This is a genomic window from Synechococcus sp. MIT S9507, from assembly GCF_047304715.1.
GTDB lineage: Bacteria > Cyanobacteriota > Cyanobacteriia > PCC-6307 > Cyanobiaceae > Synechococcus_C.
Genome location: NZ_CP138970.1, coordinates 345,270 through 371,921, shown reverse-complemented (window position 1 = coordinate 371,921; position 26,652 = coordinate 345,270). Strand labels below are relative to the sequence as shown.

Annotated in this window: 22 protein-coding genes; 9 read left to right on the top strand and 13 right to left on the bottom strand. The window is 53.4% G+C overall.

The annotated features are described in order from the left end of the window. Nucleotides 1-19 precede the first annotated feature (19 nt). From SIB83_RS01825 to SIB83_RS01780, 10 genes are all read right to left on the bottom strand, one after another. Complete coding sequence (locus SIB83_RS01825) at nucleotides 20-2,146, bottom strand: cation:proton antiporter (protein WP_413746605.1); 2,127 nt, start codon at nucleotides 2,144-2,146, stop codon at nucleotides 20-22. Then, complete coding sequence (locus tag SIB83_RS01820) at nucleotides 2,146-3,954, bottom strand: ABC transporter ATP-binding protein (RefSeq protein ID WP_413746604.1); 1,809 nt, start codon at nucleotides 3,952-3,954, stop codon at nucleotides 2,146-2,148. The genes SIB83_RS01825 and SIB83_RS01820 overlap by 1 nt, the downstream gene beginning before the upstream one ends. A gap of 314 nt (nucleotides 3,955-4,268) precedes the next feature. Next, nucleotides 4,269-4,613, bottom strand: a complete 345-nt coding sequence (locus SIB83_RS01815) for an RNA recognition motif domain-containing protein (RefSeq protein WP_413403207.1) — start codon at nucleotides 4,611-4,613, stop codon at nucleotides 4,269-4,271. A 289-nt stretch (nucleotides 4,614-4,902) separates the two neighbouring features. Beyond that, complete coding sequence (locus SIB83_RS01810; protein WP_413403206.1) at nucleotides 4,903-5,199, bottom strand: hypothetical protein; 297 nt, start codon at nucleotides 5,197-5,199, stop codon at nucleotides 4,903-4,905. A gap of 5 nt (nucleotides 5,200-5,204) precedes the next feature. Continuing rightward, nucleotides 5,205-7,025, bottom strand: a complete 1,821-nt coding sequence (locus SIB83_RS01805) for a DEAD/DEAH box helicase (protein WP_413746603.1) — start codon at nucleotides 7,023-7,025, stop codon at nucleotides 5,205-5,207. Between the two features lie 107 nt (nucleotides 7,026-7,132). After that, complete coding sequence (locus SIB83_RS01800) at nucleotides 7,133-7,480, bottom strand: phosphomannose isomerase type II C-terminal cupin domain (protein ID WP_413403202.1); 348 nt, start codon at nucleotides 7,478-7,480, stop codon at nucleotides 7,133-7,135. After that, nucleotides 7,477-9,165, bottom strand: a complete 1,689-nt coding sequence (locus tag SIB83_RS01795) for an AAA family ATPase (RefSeq protein ID WP_413746602.1) — start codon at nucleotides 9,163-9,165, stop codon at nucleotides 7,477-7,479. Before SIB83_RS01795 ends, SIB83_RS01800 begins: the two co-directional genes overlap by 4 nt. Further along, nucleotides 9,165-12,815, bottom strand: a complete 3,651-nt coding sequence (locus SIB83_RS01790) for a UvrD-helicase domain-containing protein (RefSeq protein ID WP_413747257.1) — start codon at nucleotides 12,813-12,815, stop codon at nucleotides 9,165-9,167. Before SIB83_RS01790 ends, SIB83_RS01795 begins: the two co-directional genes overlap by 1 nt. Before the next feature lie 5 nt (nucleotides 12,816-12,820). After that, the gene (locus tag SIB83_RS01785) at nucleotides 12,821-16,135 is read right to left on the bottom strand and encodes an exodeoxyribonuclease V subunit gamma (protein WP_413746601.1); all 3,315 of its coding nucleotides are present in this window, start codon (nucleotides 16,133-16,135) and stop codon (nucleotides 12,821-12,823) included. Further along, nucleotides 16,129-16,803, bottom strand: a complete 675-nt coding sequence (locus tag SIB83_RS01780) for a metallophosphoesterase (RefSeq protein WP_413746600.1) — start codon at nucleotides 16,801-16,803, stop codon at nucleotides 16,129-16,131. The genes SIB83_RS01785 and SIB83_RS01780 overlap by 7 nt, the downstream gene beginning before the upstream one ends. 88 nt (nucleotides 16,804-16,891) lie before the next feature. Here SIB83_RS01780 and SIB83_RS01775 point away from each other — a divergent pair, with 88 nt between their 5' ends. The 5 genes from SIB83_RS01775 to SIB83_RS01755 all read left to right on the top strand — a co-directional run bounded on the left by SIB83_RS01775 (nucleotide 16,892) and on the right by SIB83_RS01755 (nucleotide 20,791). Then, entirely contained in the window at nucleotides 16,892-17,137 is a 246-nt protein-coding gene (locus SIB83_RS01775; protein ID WP_413403194.1) for a hypothetical protein, read from the top strand. A gap of 1,345 nt (nucleotides 17,138-18,482) precedes the next feature. Further along, a complete protein-coding gene (locus SIB83_RS01770; protein ID WP_413746599.1) occupies nucleotides 18,483-18,953 on the top strand; it encodes a hypothetical protein in 471 nt (156 codons plus the stop codon). A 340-nt stretch (nucleotides 18,954-19,293) separates the two neighbouring features. After that, nucleotides 19,294-19,503: a hypothetical protein gene (locus tag SIB83_RS01765; protein WP_413403190.1), complete on the top strand. Its 210-nt coding sequence runs from the start codon at nucleotides 19,294-19,296 to the stop codon at nucleotides 19,501-19,503. A gap of 661 nt (nucleotides 19,504-20,164) precedes the next feature. Next, a complete protein-coding gene (locus SIB83_RS01760) occupies nucleotides 20,165-20,374 on the top strand; it encodes a hypothetical protein (RefSeq protein ID WP_413403188.1) in 210 nt (69 codons plus the stop codon). A gap of 135 nt (nucleotides 20,375-20,509) precedes the next feature. Then, nucleotides 20,510-20,791, top strand: coding sequence for a hypothetical protein (locus SIB83_RS01755; protein ID WP_413403184.1), 282 nt, complete (start codon nucleotides 20,510-20,512; stop codon nucleotides 20,789-20,791). A gap of 495 nt (nucleotides 20,792-21,286) precedes the next feature. Here the strand turns inward: SIB83_RS01755 and SIB83_RS01750 are convergent, their stop codons facing one another. Next, complete coding sequence (locus tag SIB83_RS01750; protein ID WP_413403182.1) at nucleotides 21,287-21,481, bottom strand: hypothetical protein; 195 nt, start codon at nucleotides 21,479-21,481, stop codon at nucleotides 21,287-21,289. A gap of 650 nt (nucleotides 21,482-22,131) precedes the next feature. Here SIB83_RS01750 and SIB83_RS01745 point away from each other — a divergent pair. From SIB83_RS01745 to SIB83_RS01735, 3 genes are all read left to right on the top strand, one after another. Continuing rightward, the gene (locus SIB83_RS01745; RefSeq protein ID WP_413746598.1) at nucleotides 22,132-23,184 is read left to right on the top strand and encodes a fatty acid desaturase; all 1,053 of its coding nucleotides are present in this window, start codon (nucleotides 22,132-22,134) and stop codon (nucleotides 23,182-23,184) included. Nucleotides 23,185-23,365: 181 nt separating this feature from the next. Further along, the gene (locus tag SIB83_RS01740; protein ID WP_413746597.1) at nucleotides 23,366-23,560 is read left to right on the top strand and encodes a hypothetical protein; all 195 of its coding nucleotides are present in this window, start codon (nucleotides 23,366-23,368) and stop codon (nucleotides 23,558-23,560) included. A 694-nt stretch (nucleotides 23,561-24,254) separates the two neighbouring features. Continuing rightward, entirely contained in the window at nucleotides 24,255-24,431 is a 177-nt protein-coding gene (locus tag SIB83_RS01735) for a hypothetical protein (protein WP_413746596.1), read from the top strand. A 60-nt stretch (nucleotides 24,432-24,491) separates the two neighbouring features. Here the strand turns inward: SIB83_RS01735 and SIB83_RS01730 are convergent, their stop codons facing one another. Together SIB83_RS01730 and SIB83_RS01725 are read right to left on the bottom strand one after the other, a co-directional pair. Further along, nucleotides 24,492-25,328 carry an alpha/beta fold hydrolase gene (locus tag SIB83_RS01730; protein WP_413746595.1) on the bottom strand — a complete coding sequence of 279 codons (837 nt, stop codon included), beginning with the start codon at nucleotides 25,326-25,328 and terminating at the stop codon, nucleotides 24,492-24,494. A 173-nt stretch (nucleotides 25,329-25,501) separates the two neighbouring features. After that, nucleotides 25,502-25,873, bottom strand: coding sequence for a hypothetical protein (locus SIB83_RS01725; protein WP_413746594.1), 372 nt, complete (start codon nucleotides 25,871-25,873; stop codon nucleotides 25,502-25,504). Between the two features lie 243 nt (nucleotides 25,874-26,116). Between SIB83_RS01725 and SIB83_RS01720 the strand changes: the two genes are divergently transcribed. Further along, nucleotides 26,117-26,575 (top strand): hypothetical protein, encoded by a 459-nt coding sequence (locus SIB83_RS01720; protein WP_413746593.1) that lies wholly within the window; start codon nucleotides 26,117-26,119, stop codon nucleotides 26,573-26,575. Nucleotides 26,576-26,652 lie beyond the last annotated feature (77 nt).

Here is a 26,652-nt window from a genome sequence, read left to right as displayed (position 1 = left end):
TTCTTGTTTTTTGAGGGGTTTAGGTCAGGGGCTCGCTGATCACCATCGAAGCGCACTTCAGCAGAGACACCAGATTGCTGGTTCGATCACTCGCCGGGATGGGTAGTCCCGCAACCTGACGTCGCTGAGAACGCAGGATCACCAGATCGTGATCGCGGCTGCTGTGTTCGATCTTGGTCTCAACCCCTGGTCCGGCTGCGAGTTGAATCCGAATGACGCTGCCCATGCTGCTGCGGGGTTGCCAGCGACGCAGCTCCTGTTCGATCCGGCTGCGTTCAGATCGATTGAGCCGAGGATCAACGATGTGCAAAAGCGTGACCAGGCCCTGGTCGCTGGATTGGCTCGCGAGCAGCCGTTGAGCAAGCTCAAACTGTTCGCGGGCGCTCGCGGAGAGGTCTTTGATGGGTACAAGAATTCGTTGAAGCGTTTCGACCCGGCGTTCGGCCAGGTTGACCACCACAACGGGGCAGTGTGCGCTGCGGCAGACACCGTCAACGAGGTCACCGAAGAACCAGCGCCTCAGCTTGTCCGGCCGTCCCGCTCCGATCATCAACAGATCAGCACCCTGTTCCAGGGCGCTGCGACTCATTCCGCCGGCAATGTCTTCATCCAGTCGCAGCAGGCAGCGGGTTCTGACCTTGAGCTGTTTGCCAATGGTCGCAGCCTGGGACAGCCGCTCCCTGGCGGATGCCACGGCGCGAGTCAATCCCCCCCGCGCTTCTTCGAGACTGGGGCAGACCAGCGCCAGGGGCAGTAACTGCCCCTGCACTTCGGCACTGCCACTCAGCAGCCGTGACGCAATGCTCAGAAGCCCCTGTTCCGTGGAAGGATTGGCGATGGGAACGACAATGGTCAGAGGCCGACTGACCACATCAAGGGGGGTGTCATCTGCTGTGAGGGCCTCCTCTCCAGGCGCTGCGCCACTGTGACGTGTTCGTTTCGGTTCCACCAGCTGCCTGACGGAACGTGCTGTGAGGATCGGTCCAAGGGTTGCGGTCACCACCATCATCGCCAGAACGGCATTCAGCACCGTCTGGTCGAGCAATCCGGCTTCGTAGCCAATGAATGCCGTGGCCAGTGTGGCGGCGACCTGCGGCATGGCCAGCGACCACATCATCACCATCTGGTTGCCGTTGTACCGGAAGGCCCAACCGGCAATCAGGCTCACCACGCCTTTGCAGCTGATCACTCCGATCACCATCAGAACAGGCAGATGGAAATCGCTGATGGAGTTTTTGAGGCTGTTCAGATCAAGAAGGAGGCCGAGGTGAATGAAAAAGATGGGGATGAACAGAGCTGCACCAACCAGAATCACTTGCTGTTTTGACTTGCCCTCCGGCAGCACGGAATTCACCGCCAGTCCAGCCAGAAAGGCTCCAACGATTTTTTCCACACCGGCAAGCTCAGCTCCAATCGAAGCGATGAACAGGATGAGCAGGATGGTGAGAAAGATCCTGCTTTCATCGTTGACGCTTCCGCGGAAGATCCTGCGTCCGACCCTGCGAATGATCGTGACGACGGCCACCGCAAAGATGGCGATGCTGACGATCAGGCCGGCCAGATTGGTTAGTGAAAAAGACTGCCTGCCAAGACCAATGGCGATCGCGAGAACAACCAGAGAGGCGATATCGGTGAGAATGGTGCTGCCAACGCTGACCACCACAGCTTCATCTCGCTGGGCTCCATAACTGCGCACGATCGGATAGCCCAAAGGGGTATGGGTTGCAATCAGGCTCCCGATCAGCAGACAGGGCACCAGTGGATAGCCGAGCAGGAGTCCAATGGCTCCCCCGGTTGCCATGCCACCGGCAAAATGGAGAATTCCGATGGTCAGAGATCGACTGCGAACACGGTTGAATTCATCGAGATCAATCTCGAGTCCGACGATGAACAGGAGGTAGATCGCACCGATGTCAGAAACGAGTTGAAGGGTTTCACCGTCTGGCTGCAGAAGATTGAGAGCGCTGGGGCCCATCAGAACGCCAGCGAGAAGCAGGCCGACGAGATCGGGAAGACCTGTTCGCCTGAACAGGGGCGGAACCAGCATTGCCAGTGCGACGAGCAAGGCGAGGCTGCCCAATGGCTGTTGGGCCAGATGGGACAGCGATGTAAACCCCGGTGACGCCGCAGAGAGCAGATGGATCATCAAAGGATCAGTGCTTCATCGCGGCGAAGTCCGGCTTGAACGCGCCAGAGATCGGCATAGACACCAGCTTGATGCAGCAGTTGTTCATGGGTGCCTTCTTCCACGATGCTTCCGTGATCCATGACGACGATGCGATCAGCATGTCGCACCGTGCTGAGTCGATGTGCAATCACCAATGTGGTGCGGTTCGCGGTGATGCGCATCAGCGAACGCTGGATCGCGGCTTCAGTGTCGTTATCCACTGCAGCGGTTGCTTCATCGAGGATCAACACAGGAGCGTTCTTCAGAATCGCTCTCGCCAGAGCGATGCGTTGGCGCTGGCCTCCGGAGAGGCGTTGACCTCTCTCGCCGACAATTGTGTCGAACTGCTCAGGCAGTGCTCGAATGAACTCGAGCGCTTCGGCCTCTCGCGCCGCGGCATACACGTCCTCAGGTGAGGCATGGTCGGCGCCGTAGGCGATGTTTTCACCCACACTCCCGTGAAAAAGGTAGACGTCCTGACTGACAAGGGCGATTGATCGCCGCAGATCATCAAGCCGAAGCTGCTCAATCGGGATGTCATCGAGGAAAATTCTTCCTGCATTCAGGGGATAAAGCCTCAGCAACAGTTTCACCAGAGAGCTTTTACCTGAGCCGGTTGCTCCGACAATTCCCAGGGTTTTGCCTGCGGGAATGGCCAGGTTGAATCTGTTCAGCAGAGCTGGTCGATTTCGATAGGCGAAATCGACCAGCTCGTAGCGGATGTCTCCATGCACTTGCTCGGGGGCTAGGCGGCGGCTTCCACCAGCAATCTCGATCGGTGTGTCGATCAGATCCAGAACTCGATTCGTTGAGGCCATGGAGCGTTGGTAGTCGTCCAGTGTGCGGCCGAGAGTGGTGAGCGGCCAGAGCAACCTCTGGGTGATGAACACAAGAAAGCTGTAGGTGCCAACTGCGATCACACCATTCCTGGCCTGAATCCCTCCCACGATCAGAATTGACAGGAATGCAAACAGAATGGCGAATCGGATCAGTGGAATGAATGCGGCGGAGATCCTGATCGCATGGCGATTGCACTCCCTGTAGGCATCACTTTCAAGGCGCAGCTGCTCAAGTTCCCATCCCTCCTTTGCAAAGCTTTTGATGGTGAGCATGCCTCCGATGTTGTTGGTGAGCCTTGAGGCCAGCTCTCCTGCTCGCTTTCGCACTTCGCCGTAGCGTGGAGCAAGTCTGCGCTGGAAATTCAGTGAGCCGAAGAGAATGACCGGGATCGGCAGGAAGGCGAAGAGAGCCACACCTGGGGCTAACACCGACATCACCCCTCCCACCAGCAGCACCGTGGTGATGAGGTGCAGAATTTCATTGGCTCCGTGGTTCAGAAATCGCTCAAGTTGATTGATGTCATCGTTGAGCACCGTGAGCAGCCTTCCGCTGCTGTCGTGTTCAAAGAAGTCCATCTCCAGTTTCTGAAGATGGGCATAGGCCTCCAGACGCATGCTGTGTTGAGCGCTCTGAGCGAGATTGCGCCAGAGCAGGCCATAGAGATATTCGAAAAACGATTCAGTCGTCCAGACCAGGAAAGACAGCACTGCCAGCACGATCAGCTGGCTTATCACCTTGGTGGCTCCGAGCCGAGCAAGCCAGGACGTGTCCTGCTGAACAACGACATCGACAGCAAGTGCGATCAGCACTGGCGGTGCCAGATCGAAGATTTTGTTGATGACCGAGCAGGTGGCCGCAGACCAAACCCTGCGGCGGTAGGGGCGCAGATGCTGGAACAAACGAATCAGAGGCGCCTGCTCACTGGCGTGGGTCTTGGAATGGGGCATCCGCTCGGTGCGCGCACACTTTCATTCAAGCGTTGAGTTGGGCAGGCTCTTGGAACTATTCACAGCCGAGCTGGAACGTGAAAGCAGAACGAGGAGGTTGCATGACCCGTTCACGCGCCCTGAACCGATTGCGTCGGTATGAGGCTCATCGTCACGGCAGACTCTGGTCTGCAGGATTCCGGACGCTCAGATGAGGGGGCGAAGTTGAACAACCGGATGCGGGAAATCGCCTAAAACGGCATGCTCTTGAGCGTGATCTGTGGCTGGAAGTCCGGGAGCAGGAGCCAGCTCTCTGAACTGACTCCCACCGGTGATCACCAGCGGTTTCCGCCACCACCGCCGTAGCCACCGCCACCGCCATCGCGGCCGCCACCGCCGCCATATCCACCACGTCCACCGCCGCCGCCACCGCTGCGCTCACGGGGTGTGGCTTTGTTCACACGGATCATCCGACCCATCCATTCGACGTTTTGGAGATCGTCAATTGCTTTCTGCTCGTCTTCGTCAGTGTTCATTTCAACGAAGCCGAAGCCGCGCTTGCGCCCTGTTTCTCTGTCGAGAGGCAGGCTGGCGCTCTTCACTTCGCCGTACTGGCTGAACAGGTCGAGCAGGTCTTCCTGCTCTGCCTGGAAGGAGAGATTGCCGATGTAAATGGTCATTTCCTGTTGGGACCGATGGACATTTGATCAGTGAAGCCGTGGTCCGAATTGGAAAGTCCTTGATGCTGTAGCCGAGAAGCTGAAGCCGGGGGGAGCGAGCCGATCAGAGCCGAACGATGAAGCTGATGCTGCAACACGCTACAGCCTGGACAGAAAAGAGATGCGAAATACAGTGTTCGATTCGCAGCTGGGCCTTCTGAAGAGGTGATGAGCGGGTTTAGGGTCACCGTTTCACCTTCAGAGAAAGACACCCTTGTTCCGTCTGCAGCTGACGAATAGTGGATGAAATTCAGATTTTGAAGCGTTCAGCTGCTTTCTGTTTGCAGGTTTTCTGTGCCGATTCAATGGTGCCCAGCAGAGATTGCCACTGAATTGAATTGCCTTTGTTCATTTCTCTGAGAAAACAGTCACAGGTGAAATCACCCATCCCCGCTGGAGGGATTTTTCCTGCCTGGCTCATGGCTGATTTGAAGCCTGCAAGGCAAAGCTGGGTGATTTTGTTTTCAGCTTCCGTGGAGCTTGCGGGATCAGAGAGAGTTATCAGCGTGGCGAGAGCCACGCTGATGTTCCAAAAGCGATTGGCCATCCGATTCAGGATGCTTGGGTGATCTGGAGCTCCCGGTTCATGACCTTCAGTTTGCGAAGAGCGTTGTAGACATCCTCCGGCATGCCCTTGGGGAGATCGACAAGGCTGTGGGAATCAAAAATCTGAATCCTCCCGATCATTCGACCCTGCAGACCTGACTCATTGGCGATGGCACCGACAAGGTTTCCGGGTTTGACACGGTCGCGATAACCCACTTCAACCCGGTAACGCATCATGTTGTCTTCAGGTGGGCGTGACTCTCGATCCACGCGACGACGACCGCGCGGATCACGACGATCATCACGACGATCAGCGCGGGCAGGTGTCTTGAGCCAGCCTTCATCACCCTGCACCAGCAAGGGCTGATCACCCACTGCAAGCTTCAGAGCTGCCACAGCCAGCTGCTCCATGCTCAGCTCGTTCTCCTGGCCAACTCTCTCAATCAGTTCCTGCAGCAGCGAGGTTTCTTCGTTGCTTTCTGCTGAAGCAGCCTGACTGAGGCGGCTGCGCAGCCGGTTCAACCTGCTTTCGTTGATCTGGGCGTTGCTGGGGATATCCATGGGTTCAATGGCCTGCCCCACGGCCCGTTCGAGGTTGCCGACAAAGCGACGCTCCCTTGGAGTGATGAAAAGAATGGCTTCTCCTGTGCGACCTGCACGACCTGTTCGCCCGATTCTGTGCACGTAGGCTTCGCTGTCAAACGGCATGTCGTAGTTGATCACCAGCCCGATCCGGTCCACATCGAGACCACGGGCCGCCACGTCTGTCGCCACCAGAATGTTCACCGTGCCTTTGCGCAGGCGGTCAACAGTTCGTTCGCGCTGGTTCTGAGGAACGTCACCATTGAGAACCGCCACATCGTGACCTGACGCCTCCAGTGACTCAGCCACGGTGAGGGTGATCGCTTTGGTGCGGGCGAAAATGATCACCCCCTCGCCAGTGACAGCCTCCAGGACCCGGTTCAGGGCCTCGAGTTTGTGGGCGTTCTGAAGGGTGATGGATCTGTGACGGATCCGTTTGGCTTCCCGGTCTTTGGTCTTGATCGTGATCTCAGCCGGTTCGCTCAGATAGCGCTTCGAAAGGCGGCGGATTTCATTCGGCATCGTTGCCGAAAACAGCACCACCTGACGCTCCTCAGGGAGTTGCTCGAGGATCCACTCCACATCATCGATGAAGCCCATCCGCAGCATTTCGTCGGCTTCATCCAGCACCAGACTGCGCAGCCCTGAGGTGTTCAGCGTTCCCTGGCGCATGTGGTCCATCACCCTTCCAGGTGTCCCAACCACCACATCCACCCCTCGCTTGAGGGCATGGATCTGCGATCTGAAATCGGATCCGCCGTAGATCGCCAGCACATTCAGATGCGGATGTCCGGCGGCGTAGGCCTTGAAAGAGTCGGCCACCTGCATGGCTAGTTCACGAGTGGGTGCGAGCACCAGCACCCTCGGCAGATTGCTGCGACCTTCCAGGCGTTCAAGCAGGGGAAGCGCGAAGGCAGCGGTCTTGCCTGTGCCGGTCTGAGCCTGGCCGACCAGATCACGGCCCAGCATCAGTTCTGGAATCGCCGCTTTCTGAATCGGCGATGGCTCCTTGTAGCCCTTTTCCTCCAGGGTCTTCAGCAGCGCCCCGCTGAATCCAAAGCCTGAGAAGCCGGAGGAATGGGACTTCTCAGTGCTTTGTTCAGCAGCTGATTTGTCGTCTCCGATCGGTTCAATCACAGTGGTGAAGAGCGTGTCATCACTGGTTGAGGTTGTCGGTTCATGGAGCTCTGAAACACTGAGATCCACTGCGCAGGGCTCAACGGCCTGCGGTTGCGTCTGGGTCATGTCGATGATGGCGCTCTGCCTGATTGATCCTTCAAATCAGGCCTGCAACGTCCCATCGGCAAGTTGTGCCGCGCTGTATTGCTTGCCTTCTTTTCAAAGGTGGAGACTTAAGGTATCACCCTCCCGAAGTCGTCCTCCAGACGTTCGATGTCGGATTCCAGCAGGATTGCACCTTGTTGGACTTCGATGATCAGAAGATCTCCGGGGCCCCCGAAGGCCCGGTGAACAGCTTGAACGGGGATGTCAAACGTATTTCCGACTGCGGCATCCATCCAGATGCCATCGCAGTAAACGGATCCTCTGCCAGCGGCAATCACCCAATGTTCGCTGCGATGCTGGTGGCGTTGCAGGCTGAGACGCGCGTTCTCCTTCACGAGCAGTCGTTTCACTTTGTAGCCGGCTCCCTCGGCCAGCTCTTCGTACCAGCCCCAGGGACGCTCCACTCTTGTCGTCACACCGACCCCTGACGATCGATCGTCCCCAGCATGCCGCTGCTTATTGAGGATGCCAGTCGCACCACGGTCAGTTGATGACGAGCCCTGGTGACAGCGGTGTAGAGAAGAGCAGTTTTGCCAGCTTCTTCGCAGGGTGGCCAAAGCAGCAGAACCTGATCAGCTTCGCTGCCCTGAGCTTTGTGAATCGTGAGAGCCAGAGCAGGCTCAATTCGGCGGACCCTGGCTGGATGCAGCAGTCGATAAACACTGCGGCCTGAGTCATCACTGCATCGGAACAGCAACCTGCGTGTTTCGCCACTGCCGATGCAGAGTCCGAGGTCTCCGTTGGCAAGACCCAGTTCGATTTGATTGTCGCTGCAGAGAACAGGCAACCCCTCGGGCCAATCACGGGCATCACTGCCCGACACCAGCTGTCGATGCAGACTGTCCACGCCCCATAACCCCCGACGACGCGGGCAGAGCACGATCAAGGCATCGAGTCGCTCGAGAAGGGCACCGGCCTGGCCGGGATCGGGAGATCCATCAGGCCTGATCTCCAGGGTGTTGGCCGCCAACCTCAGGTTCTTCAGCTGCTGGTTCACGGCATCGGTCACCGACGCCGGCAACCGAGAAGACTCAGAGACCAGTTGATGCACGTTGGTCTTGTCATCGAGATCAGCGAGTTCGTTCCAGAAGGTTTCCGTTCCCTGACGGCACAACACCGAGCTCAGTCGAGCCAGGTCCCCTCGATTTCTGTACACCTGGTGGAGACGTACAGCAGCAGTTCCGAATCGCCGCTGCAGTTCCTCTTTCTGCAGATGCTGCCAGACAGCACCCACTCCGATCGGCGATAACTGGTTGGCATCACCAACAAGCAGCAGTTGCGCAGTGGCTGGAAGAGCATCAATCAGGGCCTGCGCCAGTGTCAGGTCGACCATTGACGCTTCGTCGATCACCAGCAGATCCAGCGCCAGTTGATTGCGGCGATGACGGCTGAAGCCGCCTGGTCTGGCCTGGAGCAACCGATGCAATGTGGTGCAGGGCAATTCAGCTGTGCGTTGATCGCCTCGTATGGAATCCTGCAGTCGTCGTGCTGCTTTTCCTGTTGGAGCGGCCAGATGAATGCGCAGGTCTCCGCGATCCTCCATCGCTCGGATCAGCATGGCGCGCACGGTGCTGGTTTTACCGGTACCGGGTCCTCCGCTGAGCAGCACCACCCTGTGATCGCTGACCGCATTGACCGCTGCTCGCTGCTCCGGATTGAACGTCTGCTCCGACGTTAATTTTTTGGTGCCATCTTCGCTGCAACGTCTGCTTGGCTTGCCAACAGGGGACAGTGCACTGCGTTGGATCAGAGTCTTCTTCAGCATCTCCATGCCCTGATGCCAACGTCGCCAGATCAGGTGATTCCCTTCCATCACCATCAGCAGAGGCTCTTTCTGCAACCAGCCGCTGGCTTCAATCACCCGTCGGTGCGTCTCGGGCCAGCCATCAGCCTCCAGCTCAACGGGTTTCAGCTTGCTGGTGCCCAGATCGATGCTCATCTCACCCCGGCTGAGAGCCTGGAACATCGCCTGCACAAGATCTTTCAGAGCCCTGAGCTCGTTGTTTCCGAACTCCGCCGGAGGTGGATAACGACGCAGCAACATCGACATCATTCCTCTGCTCAGAGCCGATGAGACCGCCGTGCGATCACTGGGATCCATTAATCACCACCTCGCAGGACACAGTCGAGAGCATGGAGGCGTTGCAGAGGTGCTGTTTCAAGAATCACGCCGCTTCCGCCAGACCTGGAAACACCACGAAGGAAAACGTAGGCGTATCCGCCGAGATGTCGCTCGGGCTGGTAGCCGTCGAGTCGCCACTGCAGGAACCGATGCAGGGCGACAAGGTAGAGATGAGCTTGCAGAGGATAGTGATGCTGATACATCTGCTCCTCCATGGCGCGTTGTGAATAGTGTCGGGGTCCGCAGTGCAATGGACGCCCATCCACGTCTCTTTCGCCGATCCAGTTGCTTTTCCAGTCCGCAATCCACCAGCGAGCCGTGGCGGGATCGTCGCCATCAGTGAAAACCAGATCAATGGAGCCAGTGAGAAAGCCTCTGCTGAAAAACTCCAGATCTTCGAGGGAATCGGCGTAGCTTTCACCGAATCGATGATGTGGTTCAACGCGAAAGGCCCGCGCCAGTTGCTTGGGCTGAACCGCTCTGCCCTGATGAGCGACAGGCAGATCAAAGCTGAGTTCATGCAAACGCCGTCCACTGTGCAACGACCTCAGTTGCAGATCACCGAGTGGCCCTCCGAAGGGGGCCTGCATCAGTGTCTCCAGACCCTCGAGAACTGCGTCCACCCTGTCGCTCTCCAGGCCTGAACGCGTGAGTTCTCGCTCCACCAGAGCGCGGTTGTCGTCCTGTTCGATGTCTTGATCAAATGGGATCTGCTCCAGGATGCGGTGCAGGCAATCACCGGCTGCTGCGCCCCTGGGAAATGCTCCCAACGGACTGTCTTCGGGATCCAACGGATCGCTTTGATCGCTGAAGGAGAGGCTTTCTTCATCTGCGCCGGTCTGCGCATCCACATCTCGTCCTTCCTCAAGGTTGCGCGGGTCTGGGCTGGCGGTTGTCGTCTTGCCGTGGCCTGAGATCCAGGCCGAGTAGCTGCTGCGTCCCCAACTGCGGTCAAAAGCATGACCTGGCACGGCGCCACATTGCAGGTTCCGTTCAACCATCAGGGGGTGCCAGCGCTCTGATAGGCGGTTGAATTCGGCTCGGTGCAGGCTGATCAAGGGACCCGGTGGGTCAGCGAGTTGCTCCAGCCATGCGGTGAGTGGATTGCCCTCCTGCCGAGCTGCCCTGGCCTGAAACAGAACGAGATGGCGTTCGGCCCGCGTGATCGCGACGTAGGCGAGACGTTCCGCTTCAGCGCGACGTTCCAGTTCATCGCGTTGGCTTGCCGTATGCCCCAGTCCCCAATGTGGATTCAGCGCTACGCGCCAGCTGCCGGACTCGTCAGCAGTGGGCACTCGCCACAGCGGACCTTTTGAAGGGGAGGGCGCTTCCCATAAGTAGGGGCAGATCACCACCGGATACTGCAACCCTTTGCTTCGATGAACAGTCACAACAGCAACCGCACTCTCGGCCAGATCACTGAAGGGCTGACGCTGTTCCGGGATCGTGTCGGGAGGGTACAGGCGTTGGCGTCGCAACCAATCGGCGCCACTTGAAGCATCCAAGCCCTGGCGGTGCATCGTGTCCTGCACAAGCCGTGCACATTGCTGAAGGTCACCGAGCAAGCGGCCGCGGCTCGATAGATCGGCCACGGTCTGCCCATCCATCAGGCGTGCCAGGCACCCCATCAGCCCAAACTTCGGTAGATCGATGGCGAGCTGCTGGAGCAGAGAGGCCAGCTGATCCAGCTGACCGTTGCCATCGGCGTCTGCCAGTTGATCGCTTCTCCACTGCAGCAGTGAGGACACGGCCAGCTGCCGTAATCCACCGGCGTGGGCAGGGCGTGAAAGTGCGTCGAGGAATGTCTGCAGATCCGATGCTCCCTGGCTGCTGAAGACATCTCCCTGACTGACAAGGCGGCTCGGCAGCCCGGCAGCCGCCAGCTCTGCGCGGATGTCTTCGGCCTGGCGATGCCTGCTGACCAGGATGCAGAGTTCGGAGGGATCCAGGCCTGGATCGTGTCTCAGGGTCTGCAGGATCAGGTCGGTCGCAATGCGGGGAATCCGCTCCTCAATAGATGTACGGCTGCTGTTTCCGTCGTCGTCATCCGGATTGATGTCGTGGATCTGGAGTGATGCACCTCCCTTCAGCAAGGGCAGGGGTTGTGCGGAAGATCTTGGCGTCACCTCAGGCACCGAGAGTTCGGATTGCAGCAGTCCAGGCGCCATCAGCTGATTCATGGCCTGCATCAGCAGTGGTGTTGTGCGGCGGTTGTCGAGCAGGTCATCAATGCAGTCCGCATCACGCCGTGCAGCTTTGTAGGTATTCAGATCTCCGCCGCGGAAGCGGTAGATCGCCTGTTTGGGGTCCCCGACCATCAGCAGCAGATGGTCTGGTGTTGAGAAAGCGTTTTTCAGCAGTCTCCACTGAAGCGGGTCGGTGTCCTGGAACTCATCGATCAGGACTACCCCATAGCGTGCCCGCAGAGGAGTGAGCCAAGCTTCTGCTGCATCCGACTGAGCGGGGTCGAGTGCATCCAGCAGCCCTGAAAATCCAACCACCCCGCGTTGTCTGCGCCGGTCGTTGAGTTGATTCAGGCCTTTGATCAGCAGGTGGCGCCAGGTCTGTTCGGCTGGTCCGTCCCAGAGTTCGGCGATGGCGGTCTGCAGTTCGGCTGAAGCAAGGCTTGGTTCGGCCTCAGCGCAGGACCGCGCCGTTTTCTGAAAGCTGCCTGGATGGAAATAACCACCGAGAAGCACCTGATTGCGGACGTCGACGTAGTGCATCGAATCTCCACAGGTCTTGCTGATCTGGTCAGTCCAGGTGTCGAGCTCCTGGCTTCGGTCTTTTCTGGGGCGGGCACTGAAGGGTTTGGTGTCGGTGCAACCGAGGCTGCGCCACTCGGCGGCGCAGCCTCGAAGGGCTTGTTCCAGAGCCGCTCCACCGCAGTTCCATTCAGTGACGAAGTGCTCCCAGCGGCTCTGCAGCCAACCTTCAAAAACCTCGCAAAGAGTTTGATCAGGATTGATCGGCTCCGCATCCTCAGCGATACGCACCGCACAGTCACCATCCAGTCTCTGAAGTGCCGAAGCGAGTGCTTCGGGCGACAGGCCTGCTTGCAGCAGTCCTGCAACGTGTCCCGCTTCAAGCTCCAGGACCTCCGCTCGCCAGAGATCATGGGCGACCTGGATGGCCAGGGTCTGTGGATCATCATCGAGGGCAAGATCAATGGCCTGACCGTTCTGAAGCGCTTGCCGGCGAAGGCTGCGGCGGCAGAAGCCATGGATCGTGGTGATGTCGGCTCGCTCCAGGGCTTCTAGGGCCTCGAGCAGCCGACTGGCAAGCAGTCTGCGTTGCTGGGAATCCCGTCCGTGCTGTTCAAGCCAGTTCTGCAGGACTGCGTCCGTTTCAGGCAACGGCGTTCTGCTCCTTTCCTTGTGCAGGAGGCCCTGCAGCGCCGCATCAAGTCGGCGTCCGATCCTGTCGCGCAATTCATCGGCCGCGGCCTCAGTGAAAGTCACCACCAGCAGTTGATCGAGGCCCAATCCCTGTTCCGTCACCAGTCGCAGCACGAGGTGGGCCAGGGCGAAGGTTTTCCCTGTTCCAGCGCTTGCCTCCAGGAGTCGAACGCCGGGCGTCAATGGGTAGGTATTGGCTTCGAATCGTCTCGTGCTTCCAGCTGTTGTCATCGTCATCAGCAACGCGCCTCGAGCAACGGTTGATACAACATCTGAAAAGCGGCTTCAAAGCCTTCGAAGCCCAACAGCGACGTGGCATCGCAGTGACTGCCAAAGCAGATTTTCTGCTCGGGCCGATCCCGTTCGGCCCAGCCGCTGAAGCCTCCCTGCCAGCGATTCATGAAGGCCTTGTCCGCGGCCTCTTCCCCTTTCGACCATGCCAGTGCCCTGGCCAGACCGCTGTCCGGAGGGACTGGCCAGCACAGCTCATCTCCCTGCTGCGCCAGGCTGTGCAAACTTTTGATTTCGTGATCAGCCTCCTGGGGGTTCAGCGCTCTCCAACGCACGGCGATGTGGAATTGATCGGCTTTTGCACTGCCGTCTTGCCGGCACACCACAGCGGTGTTGCAGCCAGCATCATCCCGTTGGGCAAGCAGATGTTTCAGCCAGCTCTGCAGCAAAGAGCGCGACCTCAGCCTTGACGTGCTGATGTGAACAGCTGTCTTTCCTGCCATCAACAAGGATGAATGCTGGGACGTTGGCTGCTGCTGCTGCCGCAGAGGTCCAAGGCTCAGAACAGTTTTTTGGAGGTTTTGCCAGCGACGCTCAAGACGACTGTCTTCCAGTTGAGCAGCCGAGCCTGGAGGCATCAGGCCTTGGCCGTAACTTCGGGCAATCCAGTCCTCCGGCTCCTGAACATCCCAACTGGCTTCGGGATCGTGCGCCAGCAGATCGAGCTGTTCAGACAACCGCTGGTTGAGCAACTGATGACAGTCCAGCTCCTGCAGCGACAGGGGGGAAAGATCGCTGACAGGATCACACCATTCACCCGCATCGATGCCCTGACGTTTCAACCATTCCTTTTGGGGGGCCTGCAGCCAGCGCTCCAGTCGATCGATCGCTTCCGAGTTGATGGGTAAGGCTGCATCCGTTGTCGGAGATTGCCAAACAAGCGGTAAGGCCAGGCCCTGATCACGATGTGTCTGCTCTCCCCTGATCTGTGCGTCGAGATTGCGTCGTGCGTTCAACAGCCTGCGGTCGCAACTGATTGCGTCTGTCTGCGGAGTCACCATGAAATTGGCTGCATCCAGAGGATTGGCGGGAGGGTGAATCAGCAGCTGGCTCATCTGTGCAGTGTCGAGCTTCTCTGCAAGCAGACTCAGCCACTGTTGAACCGGTGGGCATGGCGGCAGGATGTCGCCTTGTCGCTCATCTCGGCTACTCCAGCTGACCAGAAGATGCTGTCGAGCTGAGAGCAGTGCCTCAAGCAACACATAGCGATCCTGGTCGGTGCTGCTGGGGTCACCGAGTCGACGTTGTAATTCGAGCAGATGAAAGCCCGCACGTTCCTGATGTCTTGGGAAGGAGGAGGCATCGAGACCCATCAGGGCGATCACGCGGTGTGGGATCGCTCGCATCGGCTCCAGAGCGCTGATCGTGAGGGCACCGCTGCGGTGCCCGAAGCGGCCGCTTTCGGTGGAGAGCGCTTCCTCAAGCACGCTGATCACAACGGCAACATCCAGTTCCAGCAAACAGTCATTCGCCTGGAGCTGCCAGTTCTCAAGGCACTGATGAATGGCCTGCAGCTCCCAGTCCCAGCTGCCACCGTCGTTGAAAATCTCCTGAAGCAGTCTGCGCAACCGAGCCACCCATTCAGGGCATGGAGCACTGCAACGCAACTGGGCGATCCACCCAGCCAATTGATCCAGCAGTGGCCACCACATCTCGAGTTGCTGCAGGCTCAGATCGGTGAGCGCGGGTGCACAGGAATCAACGGCCAGCCCCGGCTCTTCCGGCAATGCCAGGCCCAGCAGCCAGCGATCCAGGCACCAGCGCAAGCTGTTGGTGTCATCTCCATTGCGTTCCGCTGCATCCAACCCCCAGCGGAAACCACTGCGCTGCAGTGCATCGGTGATGGCCATCGCATCCTGCGATGTCAGCTGTTTCAGGCTTTGCAGTGCCGGATTACCAAGCAGTGCCTCCAGGCCACTTGCGGTGAGCCGATCAGCGCTCAAGCGCAACAGGCTCATGAAAGCCTGCTGAAGTCCGGGACAATTTTGTTGACTGCGATCGGTTAATCGCCAGGGCAGGTCCACACCCGTGGCATCCCGATCTGAAAAGACAGAAGCCAGCAGCGGTGCATAGCGCTCCACATCGGGAGTCATCACCAGAACATCCCTGGGTTGCAGGCTTGGATCAGCGGCCATCCAGCTGAGGATGCGATCACGCACAAGCTGCACTTCTCTCCAGGGCCCTGCACAGCCCATGAACAACAGCGAATGATCGCCTTGCCTCAGTGACAGGGCTGCCTGGTCGTCCGATGCGCTGCTCGCGAGCTGCCGTTGCAGCTGTTCCAGTACAGACGCCGGGGAGTCTTCCGGCGTTCTCATCACAGTGGGATCGGCGAACAGGTCTCCCTGTTCCCAGCTGCCAAGCAGACACTCGCCGCTTCCCTCCAGCAGCAACTGAAATTCGGCACCCATGCGGCCCAGGATTCCTTCCAGGCGGGGAGCTTCAATCAGCCAGGAGCCATCGGGCGAGTTTGTCCAGTCGTCACCCAGTTGTCTGCGTCGTTGCTGCGACCGCTGCCAGAGGTCCGGACAGGGTGTGAGCAGAAACAGATCAACGCTGATGCGTCCAGCCAGGGCCTGCAACAAATTGATCTGGACCGGGGCCAGATTGCTGATGCCAAAGAGGCGCAGGCGTGGTGGCAACGGCAGTGCAGGCTTTTCCCCTCTGCTGAGTCGTTTCACCACCTCTTGCACCTGCAGCCCGAAAGGCCTGCATGGCAACCGCTCGGCCAGAGCACGGGCCAGGCCAGGTTGCCAGCGCAGGTTCTCCGGGAGTTGATCACCCGTTCCTCCTGCAAGCCAGTCGGCCAGCTCCTCCGGCCTGTAAAGCGCGTAATCATCGATTGCATCGGCCAGGCTGCGAGCCAGTTGCCACTGGTCACGAGTCAGTCGTCGCTGTTGATCGCCATGGAGCTCCCACCACTCCTTGAGTTTTGATGCACACTCTTGTTCGAGCAGGTCCGGAAGAACCTCCAGGACCTTCCAGACCAGACGCTCCGCTCTCCATGGATCCTCGATGGCAGGCGCATCGCTGAGCACGGTTTGCACGAGCTGCCGCAGGCGACTTCCAGGGAATGGAAAGCGAATCAGTGCACTGATTCCGTTCACTCTGGCCAGCTGTTCACCGAGCCATCGGCTGGTTGGCCAGGTGTTGACCACCACCTCGATCTGTTCAAAAGGGCCAGGCGGCTCAAGCCTGAACTCCTGCGCCAGAAGCTCGGCGAGCAATTCCGCTCGGTTGCTGCGGTAGACCCTCAGCAAGGCATCTCCGCAATGAGCTCATGCCTTTCGGCTGGTGTTGCCCTGTCTGCGGGCAATGTCCGGTCGGTGGGTTCTCCGATCACCTGCACCACCGCCTCAGTTTCGGGGCAGAAGGCTGTGAGCAGACCGCCATAGACCGCGCCGGTGTCAATCATCACGATCTGGCCGCGATGCTCCACAGCCGGTCGAGGCGTGTGACCCACCACCACGGTTCCATAACGACCGTCGTAGCTCTCCCAGAAGGGTTCGCGCACATTGAGGTCTGGTTGACCCTGTTCATCAAAGCCGGCGTGGGTGGCCACCCATCCATCACCGGAATACACCAAAGGAAGCTTGCTCAGGCGTTGTTGCCATTGCCGCGTCAGCGCGTCTCCCAGTTGTCGGTAGGTCTCGATGGCGAGCAGGTCATCTTTCCCCTCAACAGAGACAGCCAGGAGGCCTTCCACCAAACGTTGCTCGTGGTTTCCTCGTAACCAGGTGGCTCGACCGCTGGTCACCAATCCCCACACCTGATTGATGCACAGGGCAACTCCAGGCCCGCGGTTGATCACATCGCCGCAGAACACCAGATGATCATCGTCTGGCAGTACTGAAATCAGGCGAAGCAGGGCCTTGTGACATCCATGCACGTCACCGATAACCCAGTGATGGCCCCGAGTGGACGCCATTTAAAGTGCTTCGATCACCTGATTCTGACTGTGTGAACCAGAGCTGTCAGCGAATGTGATTACGGTGGGGCGCCAAAGAGCTCTGGATATGGATCCCCGTTCTCTTTCCCCTTTTCGTCGTGTGGCGTTGCTTGTTAGGGCACTCGATGGTGCCAAGAAAACAAATCAGGCCTTAGCTCGCTGCAGCAATGGAGAAGAGATGCTTGATGTGCTGGTCGGGGCATCACAGAAGCTCAAGTTAGGACTGACGCGGGAAGAATTACGAAATACTCCGCCAATCCGCGACTGGGTTTGGTGGAAGAATAAAGAGGCTCCGATCACGATTGGAAAGTGATTAAGAGGCAAGTGTTGGCATTGGTGTGCTCCCACTCAATGGTCAATGAGAGCCCTCTTTAAAGTTGTTTCGTGTCGTCAACGTAGACTCAGCAAGCTCCAAAGCCTCAGCAATTTTTGAGTTCTTATTTGAAACTTGTAATTGTTTGATTTACACGTTGGGTCAAATTGAATATGGATTGACCAGCTCTAACTTCCATTCTTTTTTTGGCGGCTAATCAACAATCATGAAGCACCAGTCATCGTTAGGCACAGTCAAATCTCAAGCGCTGGAGGAAATCTTTGCAACTGTTAGTTGTTCACGGTACATGGAGATATGACTAAATGAGTTGACACCAACATGAAATCTACGCATTCCTTTCTTTTGCGCAGCAGATTGAATTCACAAGAGAATCGCATTATCCGCTCATTTCAATACCCGAAGAGTATTACGATGTCGCCAACGATTGAGAATTAACCCGCTGAGTTGTCAATCCTTTTCATCCTGAAGTGATCAATTTTCAGAAGTTAATCAAAGATTTCTTATGAATTCCTGGTGCAACAAGTCGATCCCTCTCGCAAGCATTCGCAGCAAGCAACAGCTAATAGGATTTTGACATGTAGTCCAGAGCACTTAAGTTATGTAAGGATTATTTTCTCCACGTCAGAGATTGCGATATAGATCTTTTAATTCGAAGGATCATTATGGATTTACCGAAGTTCAGTTTGAGCAAGAGGGATGCTGGACTGCTTGATGATTGGTGGAAAGGGCGCGTCAGATACTTGCTTATAGAGCAACAATTTCAGGATGCTGATGCTCTTTTTCGTGAGTTTGACGTTTGCGAGACCAATGCCTAGCTATTAAGATTTGTTCTTGATTCAGATAGATCTATTAGCCCTTTAATATTAATATGAATAGCTTACTCTTCTTTGAGGCCTGTTTCTCTCAGTATCATCTTTGCTATTCAAGGTAATGCTGACAATAATTGTAATCTTAAATTTTAATTCTGCTGAGGCCAAAAATCATGCTCTGTCTTGTTTATGGCTTCTGATACTTTGTCGCGTATGACCTTTGTCAAGTTGAATGCAACCACTGGCAATAGATTGGTCTTTGTGTTTATCTGTATAGTGTTGTAATGCAGAACTATCCGACTGTCGGGTCACTAAACCGCTTTCAGTAAGTCAGTGTGCTGCAGTTCTGTGCCAGTATCAGCATTGGTTCCGCATTGATATCTTTGATCATCCGGATGGAATAAAGGTCGTCTGGGATTAGGTGCTAACGATCTTGAATTTTTCTTTTGGGCATCTCTGTTAAAATTATGGTATCCAGATTGGTAAATGTCTGCACCATTTGAAATTAGCTTTGAATGATGATCAGTAACAAGCCGAAAGACAATCGAAGATGGGAAGAAAAATTTTATTCCATCAAAGATGATTTCATTGAAGATACAAAAGATTATGCAAGGTATGAGAGTGGTTTTTACTGGAACGACAAGCTGCATTCGGGATTGATATTGCTTTCCAGCAGTTTAGTCAATAAATACCAGCTGAAAATGCACGAAAGCGATGATATTTGCCTTTGGATTAATGATTGCAAGTTAAATGAATTGGACAAGGCTATTTATTTGAAAAAATACGACTTTGCATTTTATATTCACCACGCGGAAGCTTTTTCCATGACCAAGGACGGACTTGACTTTTCAAGTGGTAATTACACTCAAACCCCTCATGGTGAATGCTACTCTCATGAATTTGTTGCTTGGTTTAATGATTTCAATCCTGAAATGCTTGAAGAAAGTGATGAAGACATAGTTATTTTGAAGTGGTGTGACAGTTAACAGCTTTTTGTGAGAGTCAAGCTGGTTTTTATTGGCTTTTTTATGGGCCTACAAGTATATAAGTTGCTGCTCAAAAAATATGTATCTCGATTTGAGTCCAGCAGTTTGAAAGACCTGCCGGCAAGCAGTCACATTCCGTGAAAGTATGTTTTGCTGAATCTAATGAAACGTAGCTTATTGCTTGATCTGACCTTGAGGATGCTTCGATCTCATTTCAGGCATTTGCTTGGCAGAATAGTAAAGCGCTAGAATTCTGAATCTATTCGCTGCGTAGCACAGTATTTAAATTTCACACAGTTAACTCAGTGATGTTTTTTTATTACGCCTAAAAAACTGATTGATGGTTTTGCACAAGACAAACTTTTTAATTCTTTATTGGGTCGATGGTGTTGAAGTGTCGGATGGTGATTACTCAACGTTGAACGAAGCCATGCTGAGGTTTGAGTATTTAAAAAATCATTGTCAAGATTGCTTGCCTGATGGAGTTACAGCAATTGAACTGGTGGATCAATATTTTGATGCCATTGATCATTTCAATCCCATGCATTGAATAGAACCGGTGGTCATTGGTTAAAAAAGTTTTCTTGAGCAGGTCTTTTAATGACTGTCACATTCGTTGGTTCAATTCAATCAATATATCTAAATAACATTGATTGTCATATGCGATGCATGATCAAAAGCGCAATAAAGATAATGATTGAGTTGATTGCCAAAAAGCCCGTTATTAGTTTTGCTTCATGATTCATGTCACCATTTTCGCTTACCTTTGCTGGTGACTGTGGCTTGAAAACTGTTGTGATTTTGAAGATTTTTGATGTATGGATTGCGCATCATGTGCACTTGTTCGTATGCCCCTTTTCAGACGACGTCCCTAGCGGTTCACTCCTTGCTGAATGATTCAAATGGTTTGCATTACCAGGTCGGAATCAAGCTGTTTTAATAATAAGGTTCGAAATTTATTCGCTCTGTCTTCTTGATTGAACTTGGTTCTGTTTTCAAAAATCATTAAAGCTCTAGGATTTACCATTATTTTTAGATTTGTCCAAGCGTTTTCTGAATCAAGATTAAACCTATCTCATCAATGATTGAGTTGCTCTGGCATTTGAACGTTTTGTTCAGTCAACGTGCTGGTTTGCTTCATGTAGAGCGAATTATGGATCTTTGTAGGTTGTTTTTGCCACCAGTTCATCAGTCTGGTTCAGTCTGGAATCATGACTATGACCCTTCAACTGGCTGTCGCACGCGGCACTGCACGTGGCCTGATTAACGGCACCTCCGCTGCTGGTTATGGTGATGTGATTTGCCTGAGACAACTGCTTCTGCGTGAAGGAGAGCATGGTTTGGCCTCTGACCTTCTCGTTCTGGCCAAGGCAATGTCTCCTACAGCTGCAGAGCTATCCGAATTCGGCCCTGCAGCCTGAATAGTGTTGACAGAAATGCACTTGCCAGGAGTGAGCGCTTTTTATGTTGATTTGTTTTTTTCAGCTGCTGATTTCTGATTCTGTTAGCCGTTTGTTCTCTCACTGGCTATCTATTGGTTTGCCTTAGTCAGTATCATGTCGGAGCAATCTGAACCGAAAATCGTTGATGTCACAGCAATCGTTGATTCGCATCCTTTATTGGATGAGGATGATTTTCATGGAAGCGTGGCTGAAAGGCTGAAGCACTCCAAGGAGTTTGCGGCTCTTGTCTGGGATGCTTCCAAGGAATATGTACAAAAAATGAATCTCACTGCTGAAGAGAAAATCTCTGTTAATACTTGGCTTACTTCTAAGAAAGATAAATTGCAAAAAACAATTGTAGAAAAGTTGCATGGTCTGCACAAAAATGATTCTTAATCGACAAAACAAGTTTTTAATTTATTCCGGCTTCGCGAACTAAGTTCAATTGTTTGCTGTTGACTATCGTATTTTCTGCTGGGAATGCTGCTTATTAACTCACTGCTCTTGTTTTCTTGAGTATATATCGTTTCTGCTTGATTTAATTGTGATTTTCAAAGTCACCTCATGTTGCGGACAGGCTCTGTTTGTTTGCTTTTGCTATGACCTGCAAGATTGATTCAATTGATGCCGCTTCGATGTTGGCTAAGACCAAAATCGGACAGGTTCAGTCTCCTGCAATCGATTGAAAATTCTGAAAGTCCGTACGGCTATGTCTTGGAATTGATGCAGTTTTGCTCTGCCGATTGATTAATCAGAATCAAAGTTACTTAAAATTCTTCAGATGAATTATGGTTTGCGTACTAGCATTCGAGTCAATTTTGGGTCTAAAGTGTAAGCAATAAATTATTGTCTGACCATTAATTGACATCGTATCTGCATGAATTACCCAACTTAAGCTGCTTTTGGTTCACGTGTTTGATTTAACTCAGATGATTCTTCATTGAGATCACTGAAGCGTTCACCCTCTTCGATGGCATACAACTTGTAAAGAGCCATGGCCGCCTCGTTCCAATCCTCTTCTTCAACGGCTTCGAGCATCTGCTGAAAGCAGAGCACATTGATAACTTCCAGATCGATCGAATCCATTTGCAAGTCAATTCTCTGATAAACCTAACGGGATTCCTCTTTGGGTCCAGCGATTAAAGTGGTAAAGAGGTTGAAGATTTTCCTGTCTGGTTGCTTTTGTTGAATAGCTCTCGTAGATACTGCGTCGAATTTGTTTCAGAAGCGAATCTGGATGCAACCTTCTGGATCTGCTGACAGCGGTGTTTCGATGCTTCTCTGTTGCACAGCGCTCAGATCTTGTGCTGACCTCAAGTGAATTTGCGAGATCGATTGCATGAGTATGTGTACGTGACTGTGTAGTACGTGTTTCTTCAACGCCACTTTTCAATGCACGATCAAGGTCAATGTGCATGAACGGTTACATAGGCCTGTTGGCTCCAATGCGAATCGACTTGTTCGGCTGAACCAGTTCAGACAGAGGGTTTCGCATCTGACTGAATTCATGCGACGTTGCCACTGGCCCTGAATGAAATCTGTCCACTGATGCCTCCATTTGTCGCTTGGATGCCGTTGTCTTGAAAATATGATCCTCTTTTACCAGGGATATCCGTTAAAGTTTTCTTTTAAAGCTTCATACAAAATCAAAATGCAATCACCAATTGAATAGTTTTATCAACCGTTCTCAAAATCCGAAGTCTGTTCGCAGAGTTGATTTTGAGCTCAAGCCGTACATGTCAAGCGATAATCGTATCGCTTTATGGCAAGTTTTAAGCACGACTATTCCTCTTTGTTTTTGCATATGGGGATTGATCGTCTTTACTTCGTCATTCATCTTGCTATCATTTTTGATGGCTCCTGTATTTTTTGCTCTGATCGTTTTATTGATGAGTCGAAGCTTTTCGCTGATGCACGATTGTGGGCATCAGAGTCTTTTTCGCTCTAAAAGGTTAAATCGAGTCGTTGCCTTCTTTTTGAGCATTATTCATGGAATGCCTCATCATCCATGGTCAAGAGGTCATGCATTCCATCATAAATATAATGGTAACTGGGACCGATATAGAGGGCCCTCGGCATTGACTACGCGTGATGAATATAAAAGCAAGAATTCAAGTTCTAGGTTCTTCTATCGTCTTTTGCGCCATCCCATTCTTCTTTTCCCTGGTGGTTTTTACTATCTCATCATCAAGCCAAGAATTGCTCTTCTACTGGGATTTATTGAGCTTATCATCGCTGGTTCTGAAATGGTTTTTTCTGATCTTCGCCATGGGAAGTGTACTAATCTGCTGCTTTTTGTTGACACTCATCAATCCAGTTATTTTTACACCAGAGAAGAAGTTTATGACACTGTTTTGAACTCCATGTGCTTGCTTGGATGTTGGGTCTTTTTAGGTAGTGCGATAGGTCATTTTTATTTTTGGTTTCTGTATTTCTTGGTAATGAGTACAAGCGCTGCGATCATGATCGCAGTCTTTTTCGTTCAGCATAATTTTCCTGGCTCCTATGCTAGCGATGAGTCGAATTGGAGCTATTTCAAGGGAGCAATCGAGGGTTCCTCTTTTCTGCAGATGCCTCCAATCTTGAATTGGTTTACTGCAGATATTGCTTATCATCACATACATCATCTCTCTGAGCGGATACCCAATTATCGACTTCGAGATTGCCATCGAGCTAATCTCCATCTTCTAGATGATGTAAAGCCTCTTTATTTGCATGAAATTCCTTCGTGTTTCAAGTTGATATTGTGGGATAACGTCAAACTTGAGCTTGTGCCCACTGGTATTTAGTTGCTTTTTTATAGCTTTAATTGATATTCGCATTGATTCCAATGGTCTCTCCCTAAGGATTTGGTTGGTGTTTTCACTTGCATCTGCCATAAGGAAAGGTCTGAGCGGATGAAGCAGAAATTTCGCGATGACATCGAGCCCTGGTTGACGGACGCCTGTTGATCTCAGCTCAAGGTTGATCATGGTGTCCGGCATCGTTGCTGGACTCCGTTGCCTGGTTGTTGTGATCGCCGCTGGCTTGATGACGGCATTAGCTGTCTGGGAAGGCCTCATGCAAGTCCATGTGGCTTCTCCAATCCCAATGCAGGAGCCACTGAGCCGTCAGCCGATCTTCACATTGCAGTCAATGGACGGTGCTCCTGTGAATCGTCAGTAAGGATTGTCGATCCGACTGTTCATTCACCGTCTGATTTGACTGGATCAGTCTGCAGACGCCTGGCACAAGCTGTTTTGCTATTCCAGATTCTTTCAGGGTATTTCCACTTAAAATCTCTGCGCCTTTTGCTGGACGTTCCAGGCAATTTTTGCGGAAAGAGGGAGTGTGACGTCTCCCTCTCCCCAGCACGCATGAGCCGGCTGCTCGACTTGCCTCTCATGACACTCCATAACGTATCAAATCGTACGTTCCTCTGCATGAGTCCCAAGGTCGCTGGTCCCAGGTCCTTGCGGATCATGTCGATGAGCTCCCGGTTTGATCGTTGCATTCGCTCACGGTAGACCGTACCTCTTGCTGGATCGGTAAACATTTCGGTGTAGAGATCGCTGCAGAGTGGTGATGTTTGCTTGGTTATTTAATGATTGTTTTTAACGGATGCTTGGCTTTTCGAGATGGCTGCCAACTGTCAATGCATGCCATTAAGAAAAGACGTGTTTCCTGATAGTTCAATGTCGAGCTCAATTAAGACTCCGTATTGGTTTTAAGCTTCGGCCCTGTTGTATCACTGCTTCGTTTTGCCCTGCTTCAGCCAGCGAGTGAAAGCGCAATATTGACCAGGGCCAGCCCGCCTAAAAAGAAAGCGGCCAGCAGCGAGGATTCGGGAAAGAATTTCGCCAATGCCAGCCCAGCACCCATGAATGTGGACGAAACCAGAATTGCCGTGACATCTACGGGCATCGTTCATTGGGCCTTTGTTCAGACCTCTCTAACAGATGACGACCATTCGGGCTGTCAGCTTCGACGCAAGTGCGAGCAACTGGCTTTTGATAAAGCCCAGCTCAGCATCGATGCTCGTCTCACGTTGTTTTGAGTGCATGAAAACATGCCAAGGCGGACTTGAACTTGATCTGTCACCGTGCTTCGCCTGTGTTCAAGGTTGAAGCGCTGCGATCCAGTCCTTGATGCACAGGACGCATTCCTCAGATGACTCGTAGGGGAGAACGTTCCTGCCGGGGATCGTGCTGATTGAAGCGTTCGGCATTTTTTCTCTGTAGGTACGAAGTCGCTGGTTGAGATCGTCCCAGCTTTTTGACGATCCGATTCCCGTGGCGTCCGTTCCGAAAATGATCTGTACAGGAATGTCCAGTCCCGTTAGCTGAGGTTCCCAGTCACGCCGCCAGAAACCTGCGAGAAATGAATACACCGCCCAGCGTGTCTCCATGGCTCGTGACCCCTCCCTGAGCATCTGAAGCCATTCAGCGTCGACCGCATCAGCCCTGGCAAACAAGTTGTTCCTGGAAAATTTGTCCAGAAATCCGCGTCGTCGGGCGTATCGGTAAAACAGGTTGCCGAACGCTCCATTGAAAAAGAACCGCCAGAGCCATCGTGCTCGGCTCAGAGAGACGTTCTGCTTCAGGACTGGCCAGCCTGGTGGGCTGATGGCCACCAAAGCGCTGACCAGTTCTGGAGCCTTGGCCAGAAATTCCAGGGCTATGGGCAGTGAAGCTCCTTGCGAGACCAGAACGACAGGTCCTGAGTGTTGTTCCTGAATCAGATCGATGAGCGGATCAGCCCAGTCTTCCGGTGTGATAGGTCTGGCGGGGCACGGTGCGGTCCCGCAGCCGAGAAGATCTGGAGAAATCATGACGGCTGTGTCGTTTCCCCTTTCCCAGACACCGACGAAGCGATCCCAGAATCTTGAAGACAGGCCAACGCCGATGGGATGAATCAGGAGCAGTTGCGGTTCAGCGGATTGGGTGCTGGTCAACGTCAGATGCGATGGAGGAGTTCCTGATTGTGATCAAGCGAATGTCTCAGCGTGACCTTCCCCTTGATTTGCAAGGATCTGCGTCAACCGCAACTCTTGCCGCTTCCTTGCCGCACCACCACGAGCTCGGTTCAAGCATCCAGCCTTCCACTTTCAGTGGCCAATTCGACCTGTCATGCACGTTGTCCTGCTGATGCGTCGCTCAGGCATGGTTCGCATTTCCTGGTTGCCAGCCCTGCTAGCTCCACCTGAATGGGTGAAGGAATTGCGCTGAAGAACGCCCGGATGGGTGATGGACTCTTTGATGGAAATGGAGATAGTGGATTGATCCGGAGATAATCATCTCTTTGTTTTTTATTTGTTTTGTCATGACGACTTTTTTTGACTTTGTAGATCGTGTTCCAGCGATCGATGCTCTTTGCTTTTATGATATTGCTAAGAAAAATATTCTTCAAAGTGAGTTTTTGGCCTATGGGTTTAATCGGCGTCGTGATTTTTTGATGATGATTGCTCGCAGAAAGTGTAAGCTTGTGGCTGATATTCACTGGCTTAACCGCTGTTTTGCTGTCGAATCTGCATCTTTCTAAAGACGCTTAGCGCAAAGGGGCTGTCATTCCCCCAGTGTTTCATCTGCAGAACAGAGGGTTTCGGTTTGGATGGCACCAATGGTTCAGTTGCCTGATCCGTCTTCTCCGCTTGCTTCCTGCGAGAAACCTTGTACAACCCACCACTGCGAAAAATAAAAACCGTGGCCATCCTGGATGCATGCTGATTTCAGGGTCAGTCGGATGACCATCGCACCAACAGATTTCAGAGAGGCTCATTTGAGGGTATGGGCTCTGCTCGAGTCCGGTCTTGAATCCAATTCATGTTGGCGACAGATGTTTCTCGACTACGGACTGCTTGCCACAGTCGGTTTCGACCAGCCATTTGATGAGAATGACGACAAGGTTTGTGAGTTGTCAGAACAGCTTGATCTTCCTTCAGGCGTTGTGTTCGGCGAGGTTCGCTATTTCATTCGTCAGAACTGTCTTTGGACAACAGACGAGCTTGTCGCGGATATGGACAATGTTTTGAATGTTCTCAGTGAGAACGGGCGCCCTGAGCAGATCGTGGACGGTCTGCTCGATTTTTCTCCCTACGCAAAGCGTCCAGCTGTTCTGCATGCACTGCGCTTGGCTGTCGCAAAGAGAGATGATGCCAATCTTTTTCTACCCTTTCTTCCTAAAAACGAACGACAGGGATAATTGTGCCGTTGCAGTCTTTCGCTTCTGATCAACGTTCTTTGCTCAATAACTGTTATTGATTCACTTCATGGCTTATG